This window comes from Vibrio sp. MACH09 (assembly GCF_033238805.1).
Classification (GTDB): domain Bacteria; phylum Pseudomonadota; class Gammaproteobacteria; order Enterobacterales; family Vibrionaceae; genus Vibrio.
Genome location: NZ_BSFZ01000001.1, coordinates 2,466,442 through 2,487,220 on the forward strand (window position 1 = coordinate 2,466,442; position 20,779 = coordinate 2,487,220).

General features: G+C 42.7%; 18 protein-coding genes, 1 pseudogene and 1 riboswitch. Of the genes and pseudogenes, 14 read left to right on the forward strand and 5 right to left on the reverse strand.

The annotated features are described in order from the left end of the window. Positions 1-190: 190 nt before the first annotated feature. Positions 191-517 (forward strand): hypothetical protein, encoded by a 327-nt coding sequence (locus CHJ_RS11055; protein ID WP_171751432.1) that lies wholly within the window; start codon positions 191-193, stop codon positions 515-517. A gap of 126 nt (positions 518-643) precedes the next feature. Here the strand turns inward: CHJ_RS11055 and glyA are convergent, their stop codons facing one another. Further along, complete coding sequence (gene glyA / locus CHJ_RS11060; RefSeq protein ID WP_171751431.1) at positions 644-1,894, reverse strand: serine hydroxymethyltransferase; 1,251 nt, start codon at positions 1,892-1,894, stop codon at positions 644-646. A 380-nt stretch (positions 1,895-2,274) separates the two neighbouring features. On the opposite strand from glyA, the gene CHJ_RS11065 reads away from it, so the two are divergent. Continuing rightward, positions 2,275-2,883: a YitT family protein gene (locus CHJ_RS11065; protein WP_317918108.1), complete on the forward strand. Its 609-nt coding sequence runs from the start codon at positions 2,275-2,277 to the stop codon at positions 2,881-2,883. A gap of 69 nt (positions 2,884-2,952) precedes the next feature. Further along, positions 2,953-4,095 (forward strand): amidohydrolase, encoded by a 1,143-nt coding sequence (locus tag CHJ_RS11070; RefSeq protein ID WP_317917679.1) that lies wholly within the window; start codon positions 2,953-2,955, stop codon positions 4,093-4,095. Between the two features lie 90 nt (positions 4,096-4,185). On the opposite strand, the gene treC is transcribed toward CHJ_RS11070, so the two are convergent. The 4 genes from treC to gmhB form a co-directional block, all read right to left on the reverse strand. Beyond that, positions 4,186-5,865: an alpha,alpha-phosphotrehalase gene (gene treC, locus CHJ_RS11075; protein WP_317917680.1), complete on the reverse strand. Its 1,680-nt coding sequence runs from the start codon at positions 5,863-5,865 to the stop codon at positions 4,186-4,188. A 226-nt stretch (positions 5,866-6,091) separates the two neighbouring features. Beyond that, complete coding sequence (gene treB / locus CHJ_RS11080) at positions 6,092-7,516, reverse strand: PTS trehalose transporter subunit IIBC (protein WP_171751427.1); 1,425 nt, start codon at positions 7,514-7,516, stop codon at positions 6,092-6,094. 358 nt (positions 7,517-7,874) lie between these two features. Next, positions 7,875-8,819, reverse strand: coding sequence for a trehalose operon repressor TreR (gene treR, locus CHJ_RS11085; protein WP_171751426.1), 945 nt, complete (start codon positions 8,817-8,819; stop codon positions 7,875-7,877). 55 nt (positions 8,820-8,874) lie between these two features. After that, complete coding sequence (gene gmhB, locus CHJ_RS11090; RefSeq protein ID WP_317917681.1) at positions 8,875-9,429, reverse strand: D-glycero-beta-D-manno-heptose 1,7-bisphosphate 7-phosphatase; 555 nt, start codon at positions 9,427-9,429, stop codon at positions 8,875-8,877. A 262-nt stretch (positions 9,430-9,691) separates the two neighbouring features. Here gmhB and metN point away from each other — a divergent pair, with 262 nt between their 5' ends. The 11 genes and pseudogenes from metN to CHJ_RS11145 all read left to right on the forward strand — a co-directional run bounded on the left by metN (position 9,692) and on the right by CHJ_RS11145 (position 20,627). Further along, on the forward strand, positions 9,692-10,726 hold the full coding sequence (gene metN / locus CHJ_RS11095) for a methionine ABC transporter ATP-binding protein MetN (protein ID WP_317917682.1): 1,035 nt from the start codon (positions 9,692-9,694) through the stop codon (positions 10,724-10,726). Then, the gene (locus tag CHJ_RS11100) at positions 10,716-11,393 is read left to right on the forward strand and encodes a methionine ABC transporter permease (RefSeq protein WP_171751423.1); all 678 of its coding nucleotides are present in this window, start codon (positions 10,716-10,718) and stop codon (positions 11,391-11,393) included. Before metN ends, CHJ_RS11100 begins: the two co-directional genes overlap by 11 nt. Before the next feature lie 80 nt (positions 11,394-11,473). Continuing rightward, positions 11,474-12,283, forward strand: coding sequence for a MetQ/NlpA family lipoprotein (locus tag CHJ_RS11105; protein ID WP_171751422.1), 810 nt, complete (start codon positions 11,474-11,476; stop codon positions 12,281-12,283). Between the two features lie 234 nt (positions 12,284-12,517). Continuing rightward, positions 12,518-12,626, forward strand: a riboswitch (TPP riboswitch). Positions 12,627-12,698: 72 nt separating this feature from the next. Continuing rightward, positions 12,699-13,550, forward strand: coding sequence for a bifunctional hydroxymethylpyrimidine kinase/phosphomethylpyrimidine kinase (thiD, locus tag CHJ_RS11110; protein ID WP_317917684.1), 852 nt, complete (start codon positions 12,699-12,701; stop codon positions 13,548-13,550). A 2-nt stretch (positions 13,551-13,552) separates the two neighbouring features. Beyond that, entirely contained in the window at positions 13,553-14,332 is a 780-nt protein-coding gene (locus tag CHJ_RS11115; RefSeq protein ID WP_317917685.1) for an ABC transporter ATP-binding protein, read from the forward strand. Positions 14,333-14,411: 79 nt separating this feature from the next. Further along, positions 14,412-15,125 (forward strand): annotated as a pseudogene (locus CHJ_RS11120) (ABC transporter permease); the annotation flags it as partial. Between the two features lie 146 nt (positions 15,126-15,271). After that, positions 15,272-16,198 carry an ABC transporter substrate-binding protein gene (locus tag CHJ_RS11125; protein ID WP_317918109.1) on the forward strand — a complete coding sequence of 309 codons (927 nt, stop codon included), beginning with the start codon at positions 15,272-15,274 and terminating at the stop codon, positions 16,196-16,198. Between the two features lie 97 nt (positions 16,199-16,295). Next, positions 16,296-16,961: a thiaminase II gene (tenA, locus tag CHJ_RS11130; protein WP_317917687.1), complete on the forward strand. Its 666-nt coding sequence runs from the start codon at positions 16,296-16,298 to the stop codon at positions 16,959-16,961. A 175-nt stretch (positions 16,962-17,136) separates the two neighbouring features. Next, the gene (tsaA, locus tag CHJ_RS11135; RefSeq protein ID WP_317917688.1) at positions 17,137-17,835 is read left to right on the forward strand and encodes a tRNA (N6-threonylcarbamoyladenosine(37)-N6)-methyltransferase TrmO; all 699 of its coding nucleotides are present in this window, start codon (positions 17,137-17,139) and stop codon (positions 17,833-17,835) included. A gap of 90 nt (positions 17,836-17,925) precedes the next feature. Further along, entirely contained in the window at positions 17,926-19,641 is a 1,716-nt protein-coding gene (locus CHJ_RS11140) for a proline--tRNA ligase (protein WP_317917689.1), read from the forward strand. Positions 19,642-19,949: 308 nt separating this feature from the next. After that, a complete protein-coding gene (locus CHJ_RS11145; RefSeq protein WP_317917690.1) occupies positions 19,950-20,627 on the forward strand; it encodes a tellurite resistance TerB family protein in 678 nt (225 codons plus the stop codon). The last annotated feature ends 152 nt before the right edge of the window (positions 20,628-20,779 follow it).

Here is a 20,779-nt window from a genome sequence, read left to right on the forward strand (position 1 = left end):
AAGAACACATAACAAACCATGTATGAGTGCAGACTTAAGATATTATTTCAATTCAATTAACTCGTAGTAACTCATCTATTTAAGCTTAATAATAAAAACCACCAAGATAAGCATCGAGAAATAGCGGTGTTTATCTATTGCTAAATACCCATTACAATAAGAAGAGATAACGTCGACAAAGGATTCTGCCGTGAAAGATATTGGATTAATCGCAATTCTGTCTATTGCAATAATGGGGTGTTCTTCCAATACCCAACAAGATAATTACTTAGATGCTTCCTTCGAGCTTTGTAATACAGAAGTAGATGTGTACTCCGTGAGTGACGATGGTCGAGTACGTATTATTTGTGCTGACGGTTCAAAGTTCACCATGAACAGTGAAAGCACTTTAGAAATAATGAGAGATATTAATATTGACTACTGCACCGGTGAAGGTCTCTCTAAATTTAATGAAAGCCGCCGTTATTACTCATTTCAATGTAAATCTGGTACCACACTTAGTATCAATAAAAAATAATACAATAAAATAGCAAATTGCTAGTTCACCATTAAAAATGGCCAGCCCGTTAAGGCTGACCATTTTATATTTCATTCTGTTCGTCTTAACTATCGCTCTTTGGCAATAACTTAACGAATCAACATACTAAGCATAAACTGGCAAACGAGCACAGATCGCCAAAACTTTTTGCTTGGTTGCATCGATTACAGATTGATCATCCGTATTATCCAATACATCACACATCCAGCCAGCTAAGGTCTTAGCATCTTCTTCGGTGAAACCTCTACGGGTGATAGCAGGTGTTCCCACTCGGATACCAGACGTTACAAATGGGCTTCGAGGGTCATTCGGAACCGAGTTCTTGTTCACCGTAATATTGGCCGAACCCAAAGCGGCATCAGCTTCTTTACCGGTAATACCTTTATCAATTAAGTCTACCAAGAACAGATGATTCTCTGTAGAACCCGATACAATGCTATAACCACGAGCAATAAACTCAGCCACCATTGCTTTAGCATTAGCAACAACACGATGCTGATACTCTTTAAATTCAGGCTCCATAGCCTCTTTAAAGGCGACTGCTTTACCGGCTATAACATGCATTAGAGGGCCACCTTGCCCGCCTGGGAATACAGCAGAGTTTAGTTTTTTGTACAACTCTTCACCAGCATTTGACAGTATAAGTCCACCACGAGGGCCAGCTAATGTTTTGTGAGTTGTTGTAGTCACAATATGTGCGTGAGGTAATGGCGTTGGATAAGCCCCCGCCGCAATCAGTCCAGCAACGTGTGCCATATCAACAAACAAGTAAGCATCGACTTTATCCGCAATCTCACGCATGCGAGCCCAATCTACCACTTGAGAATATGCAGAAAATCCACCGATAATCATTTTAGGCTTGTGTTGTTGTGCTAAAGCTTCCATTTCGTCATAGTCAATTTGACCAGCTTGATCAATGCCGTAAGGAATAATGTTGTAATGTTTACCTGAGAAGTTCACAGGAGAACCATGAGTAAGGTGACCACCATGGGCCAAGCTCATTCCAAGTACCGTATCACCCGGGTTTAGCAGCGCCATATAAACAGCACTATTTGCTTGAGAACCAGAGTGAGGTTGAACATTGGCATACTCACAGCCAAACAGCTGACATGCACGTTCAATCGCTAATGCTTCTGCTTTATCAACATACTCACAACCACCATAGTAACGCTTGCCCGGATAGCCTTCCGCGTATTTATTCGTTAGCTGAGAACCTTGAGCTTCCATTACTCGAGGGCTGGTATAGTTTTCTGAAGCAATAAGCTCTATGTGTTCTTCCTGACGAAGAGTTTCTTCCTGAATTGCAGCGTATAACTCTGCATCATAATCAGCGATATTCATATCACGCTTTAGCATCTGTATCTCCTGACTCAGATAATCTGAAAATTGCAATAAAAGCACAAATTTCGCCACGCAAACGTTTTCGTGTCGACAATAAGCGGCTATATTCTACATAATTTGTACAATATCAGAAAGCCGCTCAATGCATTTATTTGTGCTATTTTCCTAATCCATTTAAAAATAATTCAATTTGACCGCTAAACAGTCAGCGTCGATAAAGCAATGCCAAACCATCTAACTTCATTTAGCCTTGCTTACCCTAGTGTCAACTTAGGCATTTACACCCTGTAAATTGTAGAATACAGACCTTACCTTTAATTTACCGCGCCAAGCTATCGAAATAAACAGTTTTTCTCTAATATTCGCGCTATTCTCTGCCACATAATTGAAACATGATGGAAAAACACTCACGTAAAGAAGATTGGATCGCCATATTGACCGGAACATTTGTCACGGCACAAGGGGTGTTCTTTCTCCAGTCTGCCGATCTTTTGACCGGTGGTACAACAGGGCTTGCTTTGCTTATCAGCCAATTTGTCCCTTTAACTTTTGGCGTACTCTATTTTTTACTAAACACACCATTTTATCTGCTAGGCTGGAGACGGTTTGGTAAGAAGTTTGCTATAAACAGTGCGATTTCCGGTGGATTGGTGTCTATTTTCGTCGATCATCTTAATTTAGTCATCAGTTTAGAGTTTGCCAATCCAGTGTACTGCGCTGTTGCTGGAGGCTTGTTAATGGGCTTGGGTATGCTCATTCTATTTAGGCATAAATCGAGCTTGGGTGGTTTTAATGTTTTCTGTCTTGTCGTTCAAGATAAAACCGGCATTTCAGTAGGAAAAACGCAACTGGCTATTGATTGTACTATCCTCATCGCCTCATTTTTCTTTGTTTCTCCACTGATTATCGTCATATCTATATTAGGTGCAATAATGTTAAATCTGGTCTTGGCAATGAACCATAAGCCAACCAGATATCAAGTTAACTACAACAAAGCCACTTAAAAATAGTCATTGAAAAGTCGCTAAAATGAGTATACAAATATTCTATTCACTCTCTTGTATACTCATCTTATGACTCGTTTATCACACCCGCACACCTTTAATGCCACGCGGTTTCGTCGCCAGCTACATATGTTTCCAGAGCTATCAAACCAAGAAGTAAACACCGCGGCCAAGATAGTAAAACAGCTCTCCATGTTTGGTCTAACCGCTAAAGAAAACATTGGTGGTAACGGTATAGTATGCGTAATTGACAGCGGTAATACGGGAGAAACCACTCTGTTTAGAGCCGATTTTGATGCACTACCTATTGTCGAGAAATCCACTCATCAACATGTATCTCAGCACTGTGGTGTCATGCATGCATGTGGTCACGATGGGCATACCGCATCATTACTTATGGTGGCTGAACACCTCGCGAATCACCCACCAAGTCGCGGAAAGATCATTTTACTGTTTCAACCTGCTGAAGAGACAGGTACAGGTGCGGAGGAGATGTTAAAACATCCTTGGTTATATGAACAAAGTGTCGATAACACTTTTGCTTACCACAACTTGCCCGGACATCCAGTAGGCTCGATATTAGTAAAGCCGGACACCTTCGCTTGCGCATCGACCGGGGTCAGTATTGAGTTTCAAGGCAAAACCTCTCATGCAGCGCGACCAGAAAATGGAATCAGTCCAGTTGAAGTCATGATGACGGTAATACGCCAACTGCAAACTCTATCTGAGCATTACCCTGATACTTTTACTTTAGTCACCATTGTTCATGCTCAACTAGGAGAAGAAGCATTTGGTGTTTCACCCGGTTACGCCAAAGTAATGGCAACACTTCGTAGCGAATGCAATACGACTTTTGAACAGATGAAGAAAAAGTTGCTTAACACGCTAAGTGAGTTAGAAAATAACAGTGATATTAAAATAACCCTACAGTGGGATGAACCTTTTAACGCAGCGGTTAACAGTGCTGAACACTGCGATATCGTCGCAGAACAAGCGGAAGAACTCGGGCTTTCCGTTGTTCAATTGTCAGAACCGATGCGCTGGTCAGAAGATTTTTCACAGTTTTTATTAAAATGGCCGGGCGCACTTTTCTGTATCGGCAGTGGAGAGTCTCATCCACAACTACATAATCCTGACTATGATTTCCCAGATGAGATATTAGCTACAGCGAGTTCACTATTCATTTCAATTGCACAGAGGCTACATAAGTGAATGGCTAACTGGCCTTATTAAACAACAAAAAAGGCTCAATAGGTTGTCTGCCTACTGAGCCTCAAAAGTCCGAATGCAATATCAACAATATTATGAAGTATGGCTAATCAATAGCACCAATGTTTGATAGGGTTCTAAGGTTATTAAATGTTCAAATTTATCGTTCGTTGCATAGTTAGAAATCAGACAGCTTGCTGAATGAACATCTATATCACTCGGCAATACACAACTCGTACGCTCACCATAAAAATTATTGATACAAATTAGCGTGCTGGACTCATCACTTCTGCTATAACAGAACACCTGTTTATGATCTGGCAGTAGATCTTGATAATCACCGAAAGTAATCACCGCAACCTCTTTACGCAACGATATCAACTTTTTATAAAAGTAGAATACGGAGTCAGTTTGGTCTACTGCACTTGCTGCATTCACTTCTAAGTAGTTCTCTGCAATATCAAGCCAAGGTTTCCCTTGAGAAAATCCCGCATTTTTTTCACGATTCCACTGCATTGGTGTCCGTGAATTATCACGAGATTTTTGCGCCAAAATTGCCATCATATCGTCAGCGTTTACACCTTGCTGATTAACCATAATGTTATACATATTGGTACTTTCAACATCTTGGTATTGCGACAAATGGCGGTAATGAGGATTGGTCATCCCGATCTCTTCACCTTGGTAGATATAAGGTGTGCCTTGCATCATATGGATAGAGGCCGCCAGCATTTTTGCCGACTCGACTCGAAATATTTTATCGTCACCTAATCGGCTAACTACCCGAGGTTGATCATGGTTACACCAAAATAGAGCGCCCCAACCATTATTATTTAAGCCTCTCTGCCAATGATTGAAGATCTGCTTAAGCTGTAAGAAGTCAAAAGGGGCTTTGGTCCATTTATCTCCATCGGTATAATCCACTTTTAAATGATGAAAATTGAACACCATAGATAGCTCACGTTGATCCAAACTAGAATACTGTTGGCAGTGCTCAAGGGATGTTGAAGACATCTCCCCAACCGTGACCGAACCATATTTTTGGAATACCGCTTCGCTGATCTCCTGAAGATATTCATGAACTCTAGGACCGTCAGTATAAAAACGTCGACCGTCTCCAATGTTGTCATCGACAAAATCTTGCTGCTTAGAAATAAGGTTGATTACATCAAGGCGGAACCCATCTACCCCTTTGTCTGCCCAAAAGCTAATGACCTGTTTAACTTCTTCTCTAACTGTTGGATTTTCCCAGTTAAGATCTGCCTGCTCTTTAGCAAACAGATGTAAATAGTACTGGCCGGTCTCACTATCCAGCTCCCAAGCATTACCACCAAATTTTGACTGCCAATTATTAGGTGGCTGGCCATTTATTGGATCCTTCCAAATGTAGTAATCACGATAAGGACTATCGAGATTGCCCAGAGCATCTTGAAACCATTTATGATGCGTAGATGTGTGGTTAACCACAATATCCATAACAACACGAATACCTTTTTGATGCGCTTTTTCTAACAGTTCATCAAAATCATCCATACAACCAAACTGTGGATTGATGGCATAGTAGTCCGAGATATCGTAGCCATTGTCCACCATTGGTGACTCATAAACAGGAGTTAGCCATATCGCATCAACACCGAGAAGTTGCAAATAATCTAACTTAGAAATAATACCCTGCAGATCACCCGTGCCTTTGTCACCGCTATCGCAAAAACTTTTTGGGTAAATCTGATAAATCGTAGCAGTCTTCCACCACTGCGGATCGATTGTACTCATTTGAAAAACTCTCTCACCAACTAAATCAATGTCACTAATTTTCTGAACGACTCTGATCAAATTAAGTTAGCCTCACTAAAGCAAACTAAATAGGTTAGCGGTACAACCTTAAAAAAGGTTGCCACTCACGGCTCAGCTTATCGAACTCATTTTGAACACTAAATTAATACCATTGAAACAACAGAAAAGAGTGGTCAAATTGACCACTCAACAATTGATACAACAATTACGCACTAGCGACTTGTAGTTCGCCTTTCGCTTCTGCACGCTTATAGAAGAAAAGAGTTAATGCAGCAGGAAGTAAAATCGCAACCAGCATTGCAATAGAATAGATTGTCCAGTATTGCGGCTGAATCGATAGAATGCCCGGCAGACCACCAACACCGATACCATTTGCCATCACGCCAGCACTGCCACAGATTGCAGCAGCAACTGCAGAACCAACCATCGCACTCAACATAGGGAACTTGTATTTAAGGTTAATACCGTACATTGCAGGCTCTGTTACCCCTAAATACGCAGAAATAGCCGCTGGAACAGAGATGTCGCGTTCACCATGCTTACGGCTGATTATGATAATGCCGACAACAGCCGATGCTTGCGCAATATTTGACAGTGCAATCAATGGCCAGATAGGTGTGCCACCCAACTCTTGCATAAGTTGTAGATCCACCGCATTGGTTGTGTGATGCACACCAGTAATAACTAATGGTGCATAGAAGAAACCAAATACCATTGCACCTAGTATTGCAAAATCACCTGTCATTGCAGCCTTAGCAGCAAAAGCAACACCGTCACCAATGGTACGACCAATAGGGCCAATCAGAGAGTGCGCAAGAATCACAGACAAAATGATGGAAACAAATGGCACAACCACAAGATACAAATAGGAAGGAACAATTCGCTTAAGGTTGGTCTCAATAAACGCCAGAGCGACACCCGCTAACATTGCAGGAATAACCTGTGCTTGATAACCCACTTTCTCGATAACAAACAGACCAAAGTCCCACACTTGTGGCACCTCTTTACCTATCGCATAAGCATTCATTAATTGCGGCGAAACGAGAGTGACACCCAAAGTAATACCTAAAATAGGTGTTCCACCCAACTTCTTCACTGTCGACCAACAAACCCCTACAGGTAAGAAGAAGAATATCGCTTCACCAATCAGCCATAAGAATGAGTGTACCGTTGCCCAAAACTGACTAATTTGCGTCAGCGTCTGGCCATCAAACATTTTGATGTCACCAATGACATTACGGAACCCAAGAATCAAACCACCAGTGATGATAGCAGGTAGCAGAGGTACAAAAATTTCAGCTAAATGGGAGATACCTCGTTCCAGAATATTCATATTCTGACGTGCCGCTACTTTCGCATCATCTTTAGAAGACGCACTCTTGCCTGACATCTCAATCAGTAATTTATAGACTTCGTCAACTTCGGTTCCGATCACAACCTGAAACTGACCAGCATTAGTAAAACATCCTTTTACTATGCGTAACTCTTCTAATTTCTTAACATCAGCAGCTTCTGTGTCACTAAGAACAAAACGCAATCGTGTCAGGCAGTGGCTCACACTCGCAATATTGTCACTTCCACCTACTAACTCGATAAGACGTGCAATGTCTTGTTTTGCAATCTTACTCATCATTCTCACCCGTTTTATTGGCTAATTAAAGTTTACACCATCAAAGTGACGGCATTAAAATGGGAACATTCCCAAAAGTGAATTATATAGTGCACCATAATAAAGAAAGATAAAATGGGAACATTCCCATTAATTGAGCAAGATCACATCAATTTTGTCAAATCACCTTAGCTCAAGAGAGACATTCAAGTAGAAAATATGAACTAACAAGAAGCGCGATAGCATGCCATACAGGGCAGAATCACTAGATTGAAAATCATAAAATATTATTTGATTCGCTTATGTCTAAGGTCTGTTGACCTTAGACATAAGAAAGGGATAAGGATGGAACGAATCCTGCTCGGTTTATGAAATCAGATTAACTGAGTGGTTTCTGTGTTAAATGCTGTTCACCAACGGCACCAGAAAGTTGCTCGATTAATAAACTAGCGGCGGCCTCACCAGCTTGCTGATAGCCTGGATCAACACTATAAGTATTAGGGAATAGGAAAGAGAGCATGGTATTTCCCCCCACACCTGTCACTAAAACCTCTTCTCTATTTAACTCTTGAAGCCTCTTAATCACCCCCAAGGCAAGCGTATCACTAGCACACGCTACAGCTTGAGTATCCTCTGTTAACACTTTATCTAATAGACAATAGCCACTTTCATGATCAAGCAAACCAGTTTGATAACTTGGCTTAATCTCTCTCTCTTTACACCAACTCAAATAGGAGTTAAGCCGAGCTTCCCCGGTCGTTTTATCCGCAGGATCGACACCAATGTAAGCAATATTGGTCAATTTTTTCTTAAAAAGATAATCCAGCGACTGATGTATCACCCCATGGTTATCATAATTAATGGAAGAGACACCATCGACATCCATGGCAATAACCACCATTTTGTCTTTCCAGCTCACCAGTTGGTCAATATCGCACTCGGTAAAACCAAAAACAATCACACCATCGACATTGCGTTTCTTTAACACCGCCAAGTGCTCATTGGTCTTATCTCGATCAAACTGGCTTTCCATTATCACAACATCGTAACCCGCAGCATATAGACGTTGAAGGATGCTACTAATAGCACGATTTTCGGATGGGGAATCCAAACGAGAGATAATCACGCCAACGACTTTTTGGCTTCCTCCTCGCATAGACTGGGCCGACTTAGAGGGAACAAAGCCTGATTCTGCAATCACTTTTTCAACTAATTCTCGTGTCGCAGGTTTTACCTTTGGATCATTAGTCAAAACACGAGATACCGTAGATTTACCAACGCCGGCCAATTTAGCAATATCAAGAATGGTCAGTTTTTTGCTCATAAATCTTACTTGTCCCGTAGAATATAAATTCAATTAATTAGATTATTCTAGTAAATCATTCTGCTGATAAATAGTCAGGAACATCTTTGATACTGGCTAATACCACTGATGCTAATTTTTCTCCAGCGTCAGTAACCGGTTTACCAGTGCGAACAAGAATTTTCGTTCCCACTCCAGCCGCATCTGCCGCCATCATATCTTCCGCTTTATCTCCTACCATGACTGACTTTTCCATATCTATTTTGAGAAAGTCTCTAGCAGAAATAAACATCCCCGGTTTAGGCTTTCTACAATCACAATCTTGCTTGTACTCACCAATTCCATGTTCTGGGTGATGAAGGCAATAGTAGATACCATCCAGTTCTACACCGTTATCAACAAAGTTCCAATCCATCCACTCTGTTAACGAAAGAAAGCGCTCTTCACTAAACATACCGCGCGCGACACCTGATTGATTGGTCACTAAAACTAACAGATAACCCATCTGCTGCAGTTTCTTGGTAGCAGCAAAAACACCGTCAATAAATTCAAAATCATGCTCATCATGTACATAACCATGATCAACATTGATTACGCCATCTCTATCTAAAAACACCGCTGGTTTAGCCAAAGTCTTACCCTCAAACACCTTTTAATTTCAGATTATTACACGCTTTCCAACACTTAACATCATTTATGCAAGAAAGCATAACATTCCTCTTAGCCGGCTCATTATATAACTAAATTTTATATCTCATAACAAATCAAATCTTACTAATTGGCAATTTAGACGTCTAGACGTAAAAATATCTATTGACAATAAATTGGGGAAGCAATAGCATCATCTACTAAGTGAGACGCAAGTCAAAATTTTATTCTAAATAGGTTGATGCATGATTGAGATCAGTAATGTAAATAAGGTTTTTTATCAGGGTGAAAAACAGATCAATGCCCTGAGAGAGATCAACCTAACTATCCCTCAAGGCCAGATATTTGGAGTAATAGGCTCGTCTGGTGCAGGAAAAAGTACCCTAATTCGATGCGTGAACATGCTTGAAGCACCAACGTCGGGAAATGTTGTTGTAGATGGTATAGATCTCACCACTCTGACCCAAGCCGACTTATGCCAGGCTCGGCAGAATATTGGCATGATTTTTCAGCATTTTAACCTGTTATCGTCTCGTACAGTCTTTAACAATATCGCTCTACCTTTAGAGTTAGCAGGAAAAAATAAGCAGCAGATTGAAGATAAGATCAACCAACTTCTCTCTCTGGTAGGTTTATTAGATAAACGAGATACCTACCCTGCGAATTTAAGCGGTGGTCAAAAGCAGCGAGTCGCGATTGCTAGAGCATTGGCGTCTGATCCTAAAGTACTGCTGTGTGACGAGGCCACCAGCGCACTTGACCCAGCAACAACCCAATCTATTTTAGAGTTGTTAAGAGAGATCAATCGTAAGCTGAATATTACTATTTTGCTGATTACACATGAAATGGATGTGGTTAAAAGCATCTGCCACCAAGTGGCGATTATCGGTGATGGCGAATTAGTTGAAAAAGGCAGTGTGGGTGAAATTTTTGCTCACCCTAAAACAGACTTAGCGCACCAATTTATTCGTTCCACTTTGGATCTTTCTATCCCTGAAGATTACCAAGCCAGATTACAAGCCGAACGTGTAAGCAATAGTCATCCTCTGGTACGACTAGAATTTACGGGTGAAACGGTTGATGCCCCACTGGTAAGCCAGATATCAAGAAAATTCAATATTGATATCAGTATCTTAAGTTCAGACCTTGATTATGCCGGAGGGGTTAAGTTCGGCATGATGGTGGCTGAGCTGTTCGGCAACGAAGAAGATGATCAACAAGCTATTGAGTTTCTCAAGCAACATAAAGTAAAAGTAGAGGTGCTAGGTTATGTCCTTTAGTTCAATCACAGAATGGTTAAGCCTAAATAGTAGCTTACTAATTGGTGCCACTGGAGAAACGTTATACATGGTTGCGGTGTCTGGCATTGTGGGCTTCGCCGTTGGCATTCCATTAGGGGTTATTTTGCATATCAGTAAAAAAGGCGGACTGGCAGAAAACAGTAAACTAAATTCAATTTTAGGTGCCATTGTTAATGTTGGTCGTTCTGTACCTTTTCTTGTTCTAATGGTTGCCATCATCCCGGTCACTAAACTACTGGTCGGCACTTTTATTGGTACTACCGCTGCAATCGTACCTTTGACTATTGGCGCCATCCCATTTGTTGCTCGTCTTATTGAAGGCGCACTGTTAGAAGTTCCTTCTGGCCTAGTGGAAGCGGCTCAGTCAATGGGGGCGACCCCAACTCAAATCATAACTAAGGTTCTGCTACCGGAAGCGCTGCCTACCATTGTTAACTCTGTCACCATCACTTTGGTTACCCTTGTTAGCTACTCCGCAATGGCTGGAACCGTTGGTGGTGGTGGCCTAGGTGATGTCGCCATTAGATACGGGTTTCACCGTTATGACGTCGTCATTATGGCCGTTACCGTAGTTATGTTAATCATACTTGTTCAAATAATTCAGTCTCTTGGCGACGCCGTTGTACGCCGTGTAGATCATAGATAAATTAAAGCTGTTACCTCAACTTACGGTAAAAACAGCACATTATTGCAAAACAGCATAAAAATTATACAGGAGAAAACCATATGAAATTTAGTCTTAAAAGCGCATTAACCATTGCCACCGCAGCTTCTGCACTTATCTTAGCAGGGTGTGGAGAGAAAGAAGTGGATGTGAGTAAAATCAAAGTAGGTGTAATGGCAGGTGCAGAGGCTCAAGTCGCTGAAGTAGCCGCAAAAGTCGCTAAAGAGAAATATGGTCTTGAGGTTGAGCTCGTCACGTTTACTGACTATGTCACCCCTAACGCCGCATTGGATGATGGTTCCGTTGATATTAACGCATTCCAGCATAAACCATACCTTGATCAACAAATTGTTGACCGTGGTTACAAACTTTCTATTGCTGGTAACTCATTTGTTTACCCAATTGCAGGCTACTCTAAGCAAGTTAAATCTGTGGATGCTATTGCTGAAGGTTCACGTATTGCAGTACCAAATGATCCAACAAACCTTGGACGTTCACTGCTTCTTCTTGAGCAGCAGGGTTTAATTAAACTGCGTGAAAATGTCGGCCTGCAAGGAACCGTTCGCGACATCGTAGAGAACCCTAAAAACATCACCATTGTTGAACTGGATGCAGCACAACTTCCTCGTTCTCTTGACGACGTCGCGCTATCCATCATCAATACAACTTACGCAAGCAGCATTGATTTAACTCCGCAAAAAGATGGGCTATTTGTTGAAGATAAAGAGTCACCTTATGTAAACCTAATCGTTGCTCGTGAAGACAATGTTCAAGCAGAAAACGTACAGAACTTTGTAAAAGCGTACCAAACTGAAGATGTATACAGCGCCGCATCAGACATCTTTAAAGGCGGTGTGGTTAAAGGTTGGTAATGGATAGAAGTTAATACGAACCATTCGATTAACCTCCTCTTCAAATCGAAAGGCTGAATGATTCATTCAGCCTTTTTTGTCCTTCTTCTCGTTCCATATCCGTTCCACCAACAAGCTACCCTTGCCCGCTAAATTGACAATCACTCACACACTGAAGGGAAGATAAATATTGCTCAAACAAGGCTATTGAAGTCGCAGCCGTATGTGCTATTCTTGCTCACAACAAATTGATTTTGATATTAGTCGGGGAGCTAAGGGGAAACCTAAAGCTGAGACCATTTCGATGGGACCCGTTGAACCTGATGCAGTTAACACTGACGTAGGGAACTAGTAGTCTTGCCATCGACCCAGCCCAACGGTAGCGGTTTTTTTTGGCAGCTGTTATTTCCTATACGTACAAGAATAGGAATTCAATATGACAGCAAACCACCCCACTCCCATCGTTCTCACTATTGCCGGCTCTGATAGCAGCGGCGGTGCTGGTATTCAAGCCGATATAAAATCCATATCCGCCACTGGTGGCTATGCTTGTTCTGTCATCACAGCCCTTACTGCGCAAAACACACAAGGTGTTAGCGCCATCTATCCCATTAGTGCTGATTTTGTTTCAAAGCAACTAGATTCTGTATTTTCCGACCTTAACATCGTAGCGGTAAAAATCGGCATGTTGGCAGATACAAACATTATTCATGCTGTTGCCAACGCTCTAAAAAAATACACCCCCAAGCATATCGTGGTTGATCCGGTGATGGTTGCTACCAGTGGCGACTTGCTATTAGAACAGAGCGCCATTAGCACGTTAAAAAGTGAGCTACTTCCTCTCGCAGATATCATCACACCTAACCTTCCAGAAGCCGCCACCCTAGTAGGTAGCAGTACTCCCCGCACCAGCAGTGAAATGCTGTCTCTGGTTGAAAAACTTGGCACTTTAAATTACAACTCAATACTACTAAAGGGCGGCCATTTGCAGCATGACTGTTCGAGCAATGACCTTCTTATTGATAAACACGCCACCACCACCTTTACGACTAAACGTATTCATACCCTCAATACTCATGGAACGGGCTGTTCGCTCTCTTCCGCTATTGCAAGTTATCTCGCACAAGGTCACTCATTATCGCATTCCGTTCAGCAAGGGAAAAAGTACATTACAGGCGCGATTGCTCATGCGGATGAGTTGCAAATTGGTCATGGTCATGGGCCTGTTCATCATTTTTTTGCTGCACATCCCTTTACAAGCGCAACCAATGAAGAGACAGAGCAGTAGCCATGACAAATACGATTGCCATTAACATTGTCGACGGCCGCTTGCAGTATCTCGATGATAATACCGCCGTGATAGCCAATCTGAATATGCAACTATCAGCCAATAGTTGGAGCTGTATTTTAGGTAGAAGTGGCTGTGGGAAATCGACTTTATTGCGCTACTTAGCAGGTCTGCTCGACGACAAAATAGAGTGGAACGGAGAGATCCGTTTGCTAAGCAATAGCAGCGAAAACACCCCGCATGAAAACCGGCACATTAAACCAGAATTCGCCTATATGGCCCAGCAAGATCTGCTACTGCCGTGGCTGAATGTATTTGACAATGTCTGCTTACATATCGGCTTAGCGCACCGCCAGCCTAATCAGCGAGAGAAACAGCTCGCCTTATCGTTAATCGAACAGGTAGAACTCTCTGATCACATCGATAAATTGCCCCAGCAATTGTCCGGAGGAATGCGCCAACGTGTAGCCCTTGCTCGTACGCTTATGCAGGATAAGCCCGTTGTATTGATGGATGAGCCTTTTTCCGCGCTAGATGCGGTGACACGTCATAAATTGCAAAACCTGTCCGCTCGTCTACTAAAGAACAAAACCGTCGTTCTCATCACTCACGATCCTCAAGAAGCACTTCGGCTTGGCGAGCAAATATATATTATGCGTGGCACCCCGGCAGAAGCGATCCGACTCACACCACCTAACGCTACTATCCCTAGAGAATATACCGCTGAGTTAGCCAGTTATCAGCAATCTATTCTCAATAATCTGGAGCACGATTATGTCTGAGATAAGTCAACTTCAACAACGCCAAATGAGTCTTAAGCAGCAAGTGAGCTATCCACACAGCGCCATCATTCAGTTTGTCATTACCGCGGCAGTATTACTTAGCTTATGGCAACTGACGGTTAGCCTATTTAACATGCCCAGCTTCATCCTCCCTTCTCCTATTGCTGTCTTCAGCAAGCTTGTACAAAGAGTTGATGTTCTGTTCTATCACGCGCTGGTCACCGGCAAAGAGATTGTATTAGGGCTGGCTATCGGTCTGATATTTGGACTTTTTTTCGCCCTACAAATGTTACTGTTCAAGCCAGTTAAACGTTGGCTGCTACCCCTTCTTATTGCCAGCCAAGCCATCCCAGTGTTCGCTATAGCGCCGGTTTTGATGCTGTGGCTCGGCTATGGCATTGCCTCAAAAGTCGTGATGGCCGCACTCATTATCTTCTTTCCCGTAACAACTTGTTGCTATGACGGACTTCGCTCAACTCCACAAGGTTATTTAGATCTCGCCAAAACCATGTCTGCTACCAAATGGGCCACGCTTCGCTATATCCGTTTTCCCGCTGCATTACCAGCAATCGCATCAGGTATACGAGTCGCAGTGGTGGTCGCTCCGATTGGGGCCGTGGTTGGAGAGTGGGTTGGTTCAAGTGAAGGGCTGGGCTACCTCATGCTGCAAGCCAACGCCCGAATGATGATCGATGAAATGTTCGCTGCACTGTTTATCTTAGCGACATTTTCCGTCTCTCTCTATTTTATTACCGACAAACTATTAAAACGCCTGATTCCATGGCAACCATAAATGTAAACCGAGTAACTCACCTATCTGCACCTCAGATAGTTTCCCAAATATTAGCTAACAAACACACACAGAAAATTGAAAAGGAAAACACCACTATGATGACTTTTTTCTCTAAAAAGCCGCGTAAAAAAGCAGTGACTGCTGAAATGACTATCGCCATTATCACGCTATGTTTCTCTCTCTCCGTTAATGCCGCAGAGAAACAAGTCACCTTGATGTTAGATTGGTTTGTCAATCCTAACCACGGTCCTATCGTTATTGCACAACAGAAGGGCTACTTCGCTCAACAAGGTTTAAACATCACCATTCAAGAACCTGCAGATCCTAGCATTCCGGCAAAACTCGTTGCGGCCGATAAAATTGATATGGCCATCTCCTACCAAACAAGCTTAACCATAGATGCAGCAGCAGGGTTACCATTAATTCGGGCTGCAACGCTGATCTCTACCCCGTTAAATACCTTAATGGTGCTGGACAATGGCAACATAAATAGCTTAGCGGATCTTAAAGGTAAAAAGATTGGTATTGCGATTGCGGGAAATGAAGAAGCGACCATTGGTACCATGTTAAAAACCGCAGGAGTGAGATTTGATGAAGTGGAGATCATTAATGTTGGTTGGGCACTCTCTTCTTCTCTTGCATCGGGAAAAGTGGATGCCATTTGGGGAGGATTACGCAACTTCGAATCAAACCAGTTAGCGATTGAAGGGTATCAATCCAAAGCCTTCTACCCTGAAGAGCATGGTGTTCCTTCTTATGACGAGTTGGTTGTTGTTGCCAATTCAGAAAACTACGATGCCAACACCATCCGACACTTTAATCAAGCCATCGAACAAGCCACCACTTATATCATCAATCATCCCAAAGAGTCATGGGCCGAGTTTGTCGCATACTCGCCAGACACACTGGACAATGAACTAAATAAACGCGCCTGGAATGATACGTTAACCCGTTTCGACCTTCGTCCATCAGCGGTGGATCTTAATCGTTACGACCATTTCACCGAGTTTCTATTTCAAAATGGCATTATCAACAGCAAACCCAACGCTCGCGACTTAGTACCCACTCTCTAATCGCGACCGTGTCGATTCTATGAACACCTGCATACATTGCAGGTGTTCAAACGACTAAATCACTTTCTCACCCAGCTCAGTAATCCAAGGATACATAATGAATCATCAAGATCTTATTAATGCATGCAAATGTGATTGGCAGCAGTACATTCAACACGACTTTGTCCATCAACTCTCATCTGGAAACTTAAACCACCACGCCTACATTCATTATTTAAAACAAGATTTCCTGTTTCTAAAGCAGTATGCACGCGCGTATGCTCTTGCTATTTATAAGGCTCGCACCCTTGCTCACATGCGTATGGCACTGCCGAGTGTTCAAGCACTATTGGCAACAGAAATATCCCATCACGTAGAATACTGTGAGAAGTGGGGGTTAACTGAACAAGATATGGAAGCCGAGCAAGAGAGCTTTGGCACCGTGGCTTATACTCGCTACGTCCTCGATGCTGGAATGACCGGAGATCTTATTGACCTCTATGTCGCACTAGCGCCTTGCTCGCTAGGCTATGCCGAAATTGGCAGAAACCTTAACAGCCAATCATCTTGTTTAGATGACAAAAATCCTTACCAAAGCTGGATAGATTTATACAGTGGTGAAGAATTTCAAGCGGGCGCGAAATTAGCGGCTGAACAACTAGATCAATTACTCTCTGAGATCGATCGGAACAGTCAACGTGGCCAGCAACTCTGTCAAGTGTTTGCAACAGCAACTCGTATGGAAGTAGCGTTTTGGCAACAGGGGTTGGATGTTGAAAAGTAATACGGCCTAACAAGCTCCGTTTTCTGATAAGGCATTTAACCGCCAAGCACAATGTCGCTCACCACCAAAATTAGCGCTTATAGATTGATTTCACTCTATTCAATGATCGCTAGTTGGAATAACCCGCATTGTTTATGCTATTTTGGTGGTCATTGTAATTAAGTACTGGTAATCGATGACTTACTCGCTAGAACCTATTGGCGTAATACAAACACCATTTAAAGAAAAATTTGCTGTGCCGCGTCAACCTAGATTGACTGCTAGCGCAACGTCTAAGCTTCTTCTTACCGGAGCCGCAAACTCTCCCGATTCGGTTCGTGGTATTGAGCAGTTTAGTCACATATGGTTACTGTTTCTATTTGATAAAAACTTAGAAGCAGGATGGAACCCTACCGTTCGCCCACCTAGGCTGGGTGGTAACGAAAGAGTTGGCGTATTTGCCTCAAGAGCCCCTTTTCGTCCCAACGGGATCGGTATGTCGGCTGTAGAGCTAAAAAATGTTGTGATAGAAGATAACCAAGTATGGCTTGAACTGGGCAGCGTTGACCTTGTAGACGGCACACCCATTATCGACATCAAACCCTATATTCCTTATTCAGATTCTATTGGCGATGCCATTGGTGGCTTTGCACAAACCCAGCCAGATTTACTGCCGGTCACCTTTAGCCAGCATGCCGATCAACAGTTGCGTTTTCACGCTAACCAAGCTCAAGTTAGAGCCGTTATCAGTGAGGTACTGGCACAAGATCCGAGGCCTGCCTATAAAAAAAATAAGGTCGATACAAAAGAATATGCGGTAAACCTGTTCGATTTAAACGTAAAATTCAAAATATCGGCACAAATAGTTACCGTCACGGCAATAGAACGCTTTTGACAAAAGCAAATGGCTGCTACTATTACTGGCTTAATTGGCCACCGCACACGCTGTCGCCTTTCTTTTAATCAAGACAAACGGATACCATAAATGCGTACCAGTAAATATCTTCTTTCAACTCTGAAGGAGACTCCAAACGACGCAGAAGTCATTAGCCACCAGCTAATGTTACGTGCAGGTATGATCCGCAAGCTAGCTTCAGGTCTTTATACTTGGCTACCAACCGGTCTACGTGTTCTGCGTAAAGTCGAAAATATTGTTCGCCAAGAGATGAACAATGCAGGTGCTGTAGAAACGCTGATGCCCGTAGTTCAACCTTCTGAACTATGGCAAGAAACAGGGCGTTGGGACAAATTTGGCCCCGAATTACTACGAATTGCAGATCGCCATGAACGACCGTTTGTACTGGGCCCCACACACGAAGAAGTCATTACCGATATGATTCGCAATGAAGTGAAATCATACAAACAACTTCCGCTGAATCTCTATCAGATTCAAACCAAGTTCCGTGATGAAGTTCGTCCACGTTTTGGTGTTATGCGTTCACGCGAATTCATCATGAAAGATGCCTACTCTTTCCACCTAGATAAAGAGAGCTTGAATGAGACATACAACGAAATGCACCAAGCATATTGTAATGTCTTTGGCCGCATGGGTTTAGACTTCCGTCCGGTTTTAGCCGATACAGGCTCTATTGGCGGTAGTGGTTCTCATGAATTCCACGTACTAGCAGAAAGTGGTGAAGATTTGATCGCTTTCTCTAGCGAATCAGATTACGCCGCCAATATAGAAAAAGCAGAAGCGTTAGCTCCAGCCGAAGGTCGTCAAGCACCAAGCCAAGAGATGGTACTGGTTGATACTCCAAATGCAAAAACCATCGCAGAACTGGTTGAACAACATGGTCTTGCTATCGAGAAAACCGTGAAGACGCTATATGTAAAAGCGTCTGAAGAAGTTGATGCCGATATTGTTGCCCTCATTATTCGCGGCGATCACGAGCTAAACGAAGTCAAAGCAGAAAACTTACCTCAAGTTGCTTCTCCGTTAGAGATGGCTGAAGAGGCAGAGATTCGAGCACTAGTTGGTGCCGGCCCTGGTTCATTAGGTCCCGTAGAACTTAAACTGCCATTTATCGTAGATCGCAGTGTCGCTGCCATGAGTGACTTCGCTGCCGGCGCAAATATTGACGGCAAACACTACTTCGGTATTAACTGGGATCGTGACCTTGAATTAGGTCAGGTTGAAGACTTACGTAACGTTGTTGAAGGTGATCCTAGCCCATGTGGCCAAGGTGTTATTCAACTTAAGCGTGGCATCGAAGTTGGTCATATTTTCCAGCTAGGTAATAACTACTCTAAATCAATGAATGCAACCGTTCTTGGTGCTGATGGCAAAAACCAAGTAATGGAAATGGGTTGTTATGGTATTGGTTGTACACGCGTTGTCGCTGCTGCAATTGAACAGAACCATGATAAGTTTGGTATTATCTGGCCAGAAGCCATAGCGCCATTCCAAGTTGTGATTGTACCGATGAATATGCATAAATCCGAGCGAGTGAAAGAGGCCGCAGAGAAGCTGTACAGCGATTTAACGGCACAAGGGATTGAAGTACTGTTTGATGATCGTAAAGAGCGTCCGGGTGTCATGTTTAAAGACATGGAACTCATCGGGATTCCTCATACTATCGTTATCGGTGATCGCAGCATGGACGAAGGCAACTTCGAATATAAGAACCGTCGTAACGGTGAAAAAGTGGCGATCGAAATGAGCAGTGCTGTAGAACATATTCGCAGCCAGCTTAAATAGCTCGTTATTAACAGTGACTGATTAAAAAAGCTGCCAATGGCAGTTTTTTTTTGCCTTATCTCTTCTTATTGTTGCCAAATTCTCGCCTCTGCTACTAACCTAAGACATAAATTTGATAAACACTTTTCCTTAGACCATACAAAGCACAACCGCAATAAAGTGAACTAGACGGTAAATTTTGTATAGAAATGTAAATATGATTGAATTTTGCCCCTTGAGACATCAAGTTCTAAGAAAGGTCTGCGTCGTCGAACTTGTTTTCGCGACATAATTAATGCGATCGGTGTTAATACATAATGAGGTGAACAATGGATTTAAAAAACTTACTCAACCAAGCTTTAAATTCTGATCTAGTCAAACAGGGCTCAACATCAATTAAGCAAGGCGCATCTGGCCTTGGCAATATGGCAAAAGATAAAAATAACCTCTCTGCACTTGGTGCTGGTGCCGTCGGTGGCGGATTAGTTGGGTTATTAATGGGTTCAAAGAAGGCACGCAAAATGGGCAAAAAGGTAGCTGGTGTCGGTGGTGCGGCAGCACTTGGCGCATTAGCATTTAAAGTTTATAACGACTGGCAGTCTCAACAAGGAGATCAGCCACAAACGGCGACAGAACCCAGTTCCAGTTCATCTCTTGAGGAAAACCAACACAGCGTATTAATACTTAAAGCGATGATTGCATCCGCCAAAGCTGATGGTCATGTGGATGAAGAAGAGAAACAGAAAATCCAGCAAGCCATTGCCAGCTTAGGCGCTGATGACGCAGTTAATAACCTCGTCACCGCCGAATTAGAGAAACCTCTTGATCCAAGTGAAGTGGCACAAAATGTCTCATCACCGGAGCAAGCTGCAGAAGTCTACCTCGCTTCACTATTGGTTGCGGATGAGCAGAACTTTATGGAAAAAGCCTACTTAAAAGAGCTCGCAACACAGTTAGGTCTAGCGGATGATCTGGTTTTGCAACTTGAGCAGCAAGTAAGTAGCTAACATTATTTCTCAACCTTGAGCTTGTTCCGCTATAGCGGTATATTCTTTGCCATTAAACACGAATATACCTCAGTAAGCTCAAAGTTTTTGAGTATATCTCCGTACAACATACTGGTTTAGCAAGGTGCTAAACGAGCAATAAGTGTTGTACG

Bases quoted from the DNA above. Each gene is read 5' to 3' on its own strand.
- CHJ_RS11145 (WP_317917690.1), top strand. From the start codon at position 19,950: ATGGATTTAAAAAACTTACTCAACCAAGCTTTAAATTCTGATCTAGTC.
- CHJ_RS11100 (WP_171751423.1), top strand. From the start codon at position 10,716: ATGTCCTTTAGTTCAATCACAGAATGGTTAAGCCTAAATAGTAGCTTA.
- CHJ_RS11140 (WP_317917689.1), top strand. From the start codon at position 17,926: ATGCGTACCAGTAAATATCTTCTTTCAACTCTGAAGGAGACTCCAAAC.
- treB (WP_171751427.1), bottom strand. From the start codon at position 7,516: ATGAGTAAGATTGCAAAACAAGACATTGCACGTCTTATCGAGTTAGTA.
- CHJ_RS11065 (WP_317918108.1), top strand. From the start codon at position 2,275: ATGGAAAAACACTCACGTAAAGAAGATTGGATCGCCATATTGACCGGA.
- metN (WP_317917682.1), top strand. From the start codon at position 9,692: ATGATTGAGATCAGTAATGTAAATAAGGTTTTTTATCAGGGTGAAAAA.
- CHJ_RS11125 (WP_317918109.1), top strand. From the start codon at position 15,272: ATGACTATCGCCATTATCACGCTATGTTTCTCTCTCTCCGTTAATGCC.
- tenA (WP_317917687.1), top strand. From the start codon at position 16,296: ATGAATCATCAAGATCTTATTAATGCATGCAAATGTGATTGGCAGCAG.
- tsaA (WP_317917688.1), top strand. From the start codon at position 17,137: ATGACTTACTCGCTAGAACCTATTGGCGTAATACAAACACCATTTAAA.
- thiD (WP_317917684.1), top strand. From the start codon at position 12,699: ATGACAGCAAACCACCCCACTCCCATCGTTCTCACTATTGCCGGCTCT.
- glyA (WP_171751431.1), bottom strand. From the start codon at position 1,894: ATGCTAAAGCGTGATATGAATATCGCTGATTATGATGCAGAGTTATAC.
- CHJ_RS11115 (WP_317917685.1), top strand. From the start codon at position 13,553: ATGACAAATACGATTGCCATTAACATTGTCGACGGCCGCTTGCAGTAT.
- CHJ_RS11105 (WP_171751422.1), top strand. From the start codon at position 11,474: ATGAAATTTAGTCTTAAAAGCGCATTAACCATTGCCACCGCAGCTTCT.
- CHJ_RS11070 (WP_317917679.1), top strand. From the start codon at position 2,953: ATGACTCGTTTATCACACCCGCACACCTTTAATGCCACGCGGTTTCGT.
- treR (WP_171751426.1), bottom strand. From the start codon at position 8,819: ATGAGCAAAAAACTGACCATTCTTGATATTGCTAAATTGGCCGGCGTT.
- treC (WP_317917680.1), bottom strand. From the start codon at position 5,865: ATGAGTACAATCGATCCGCAGTGGTGGAAGACTGCTACGATTTATCAG.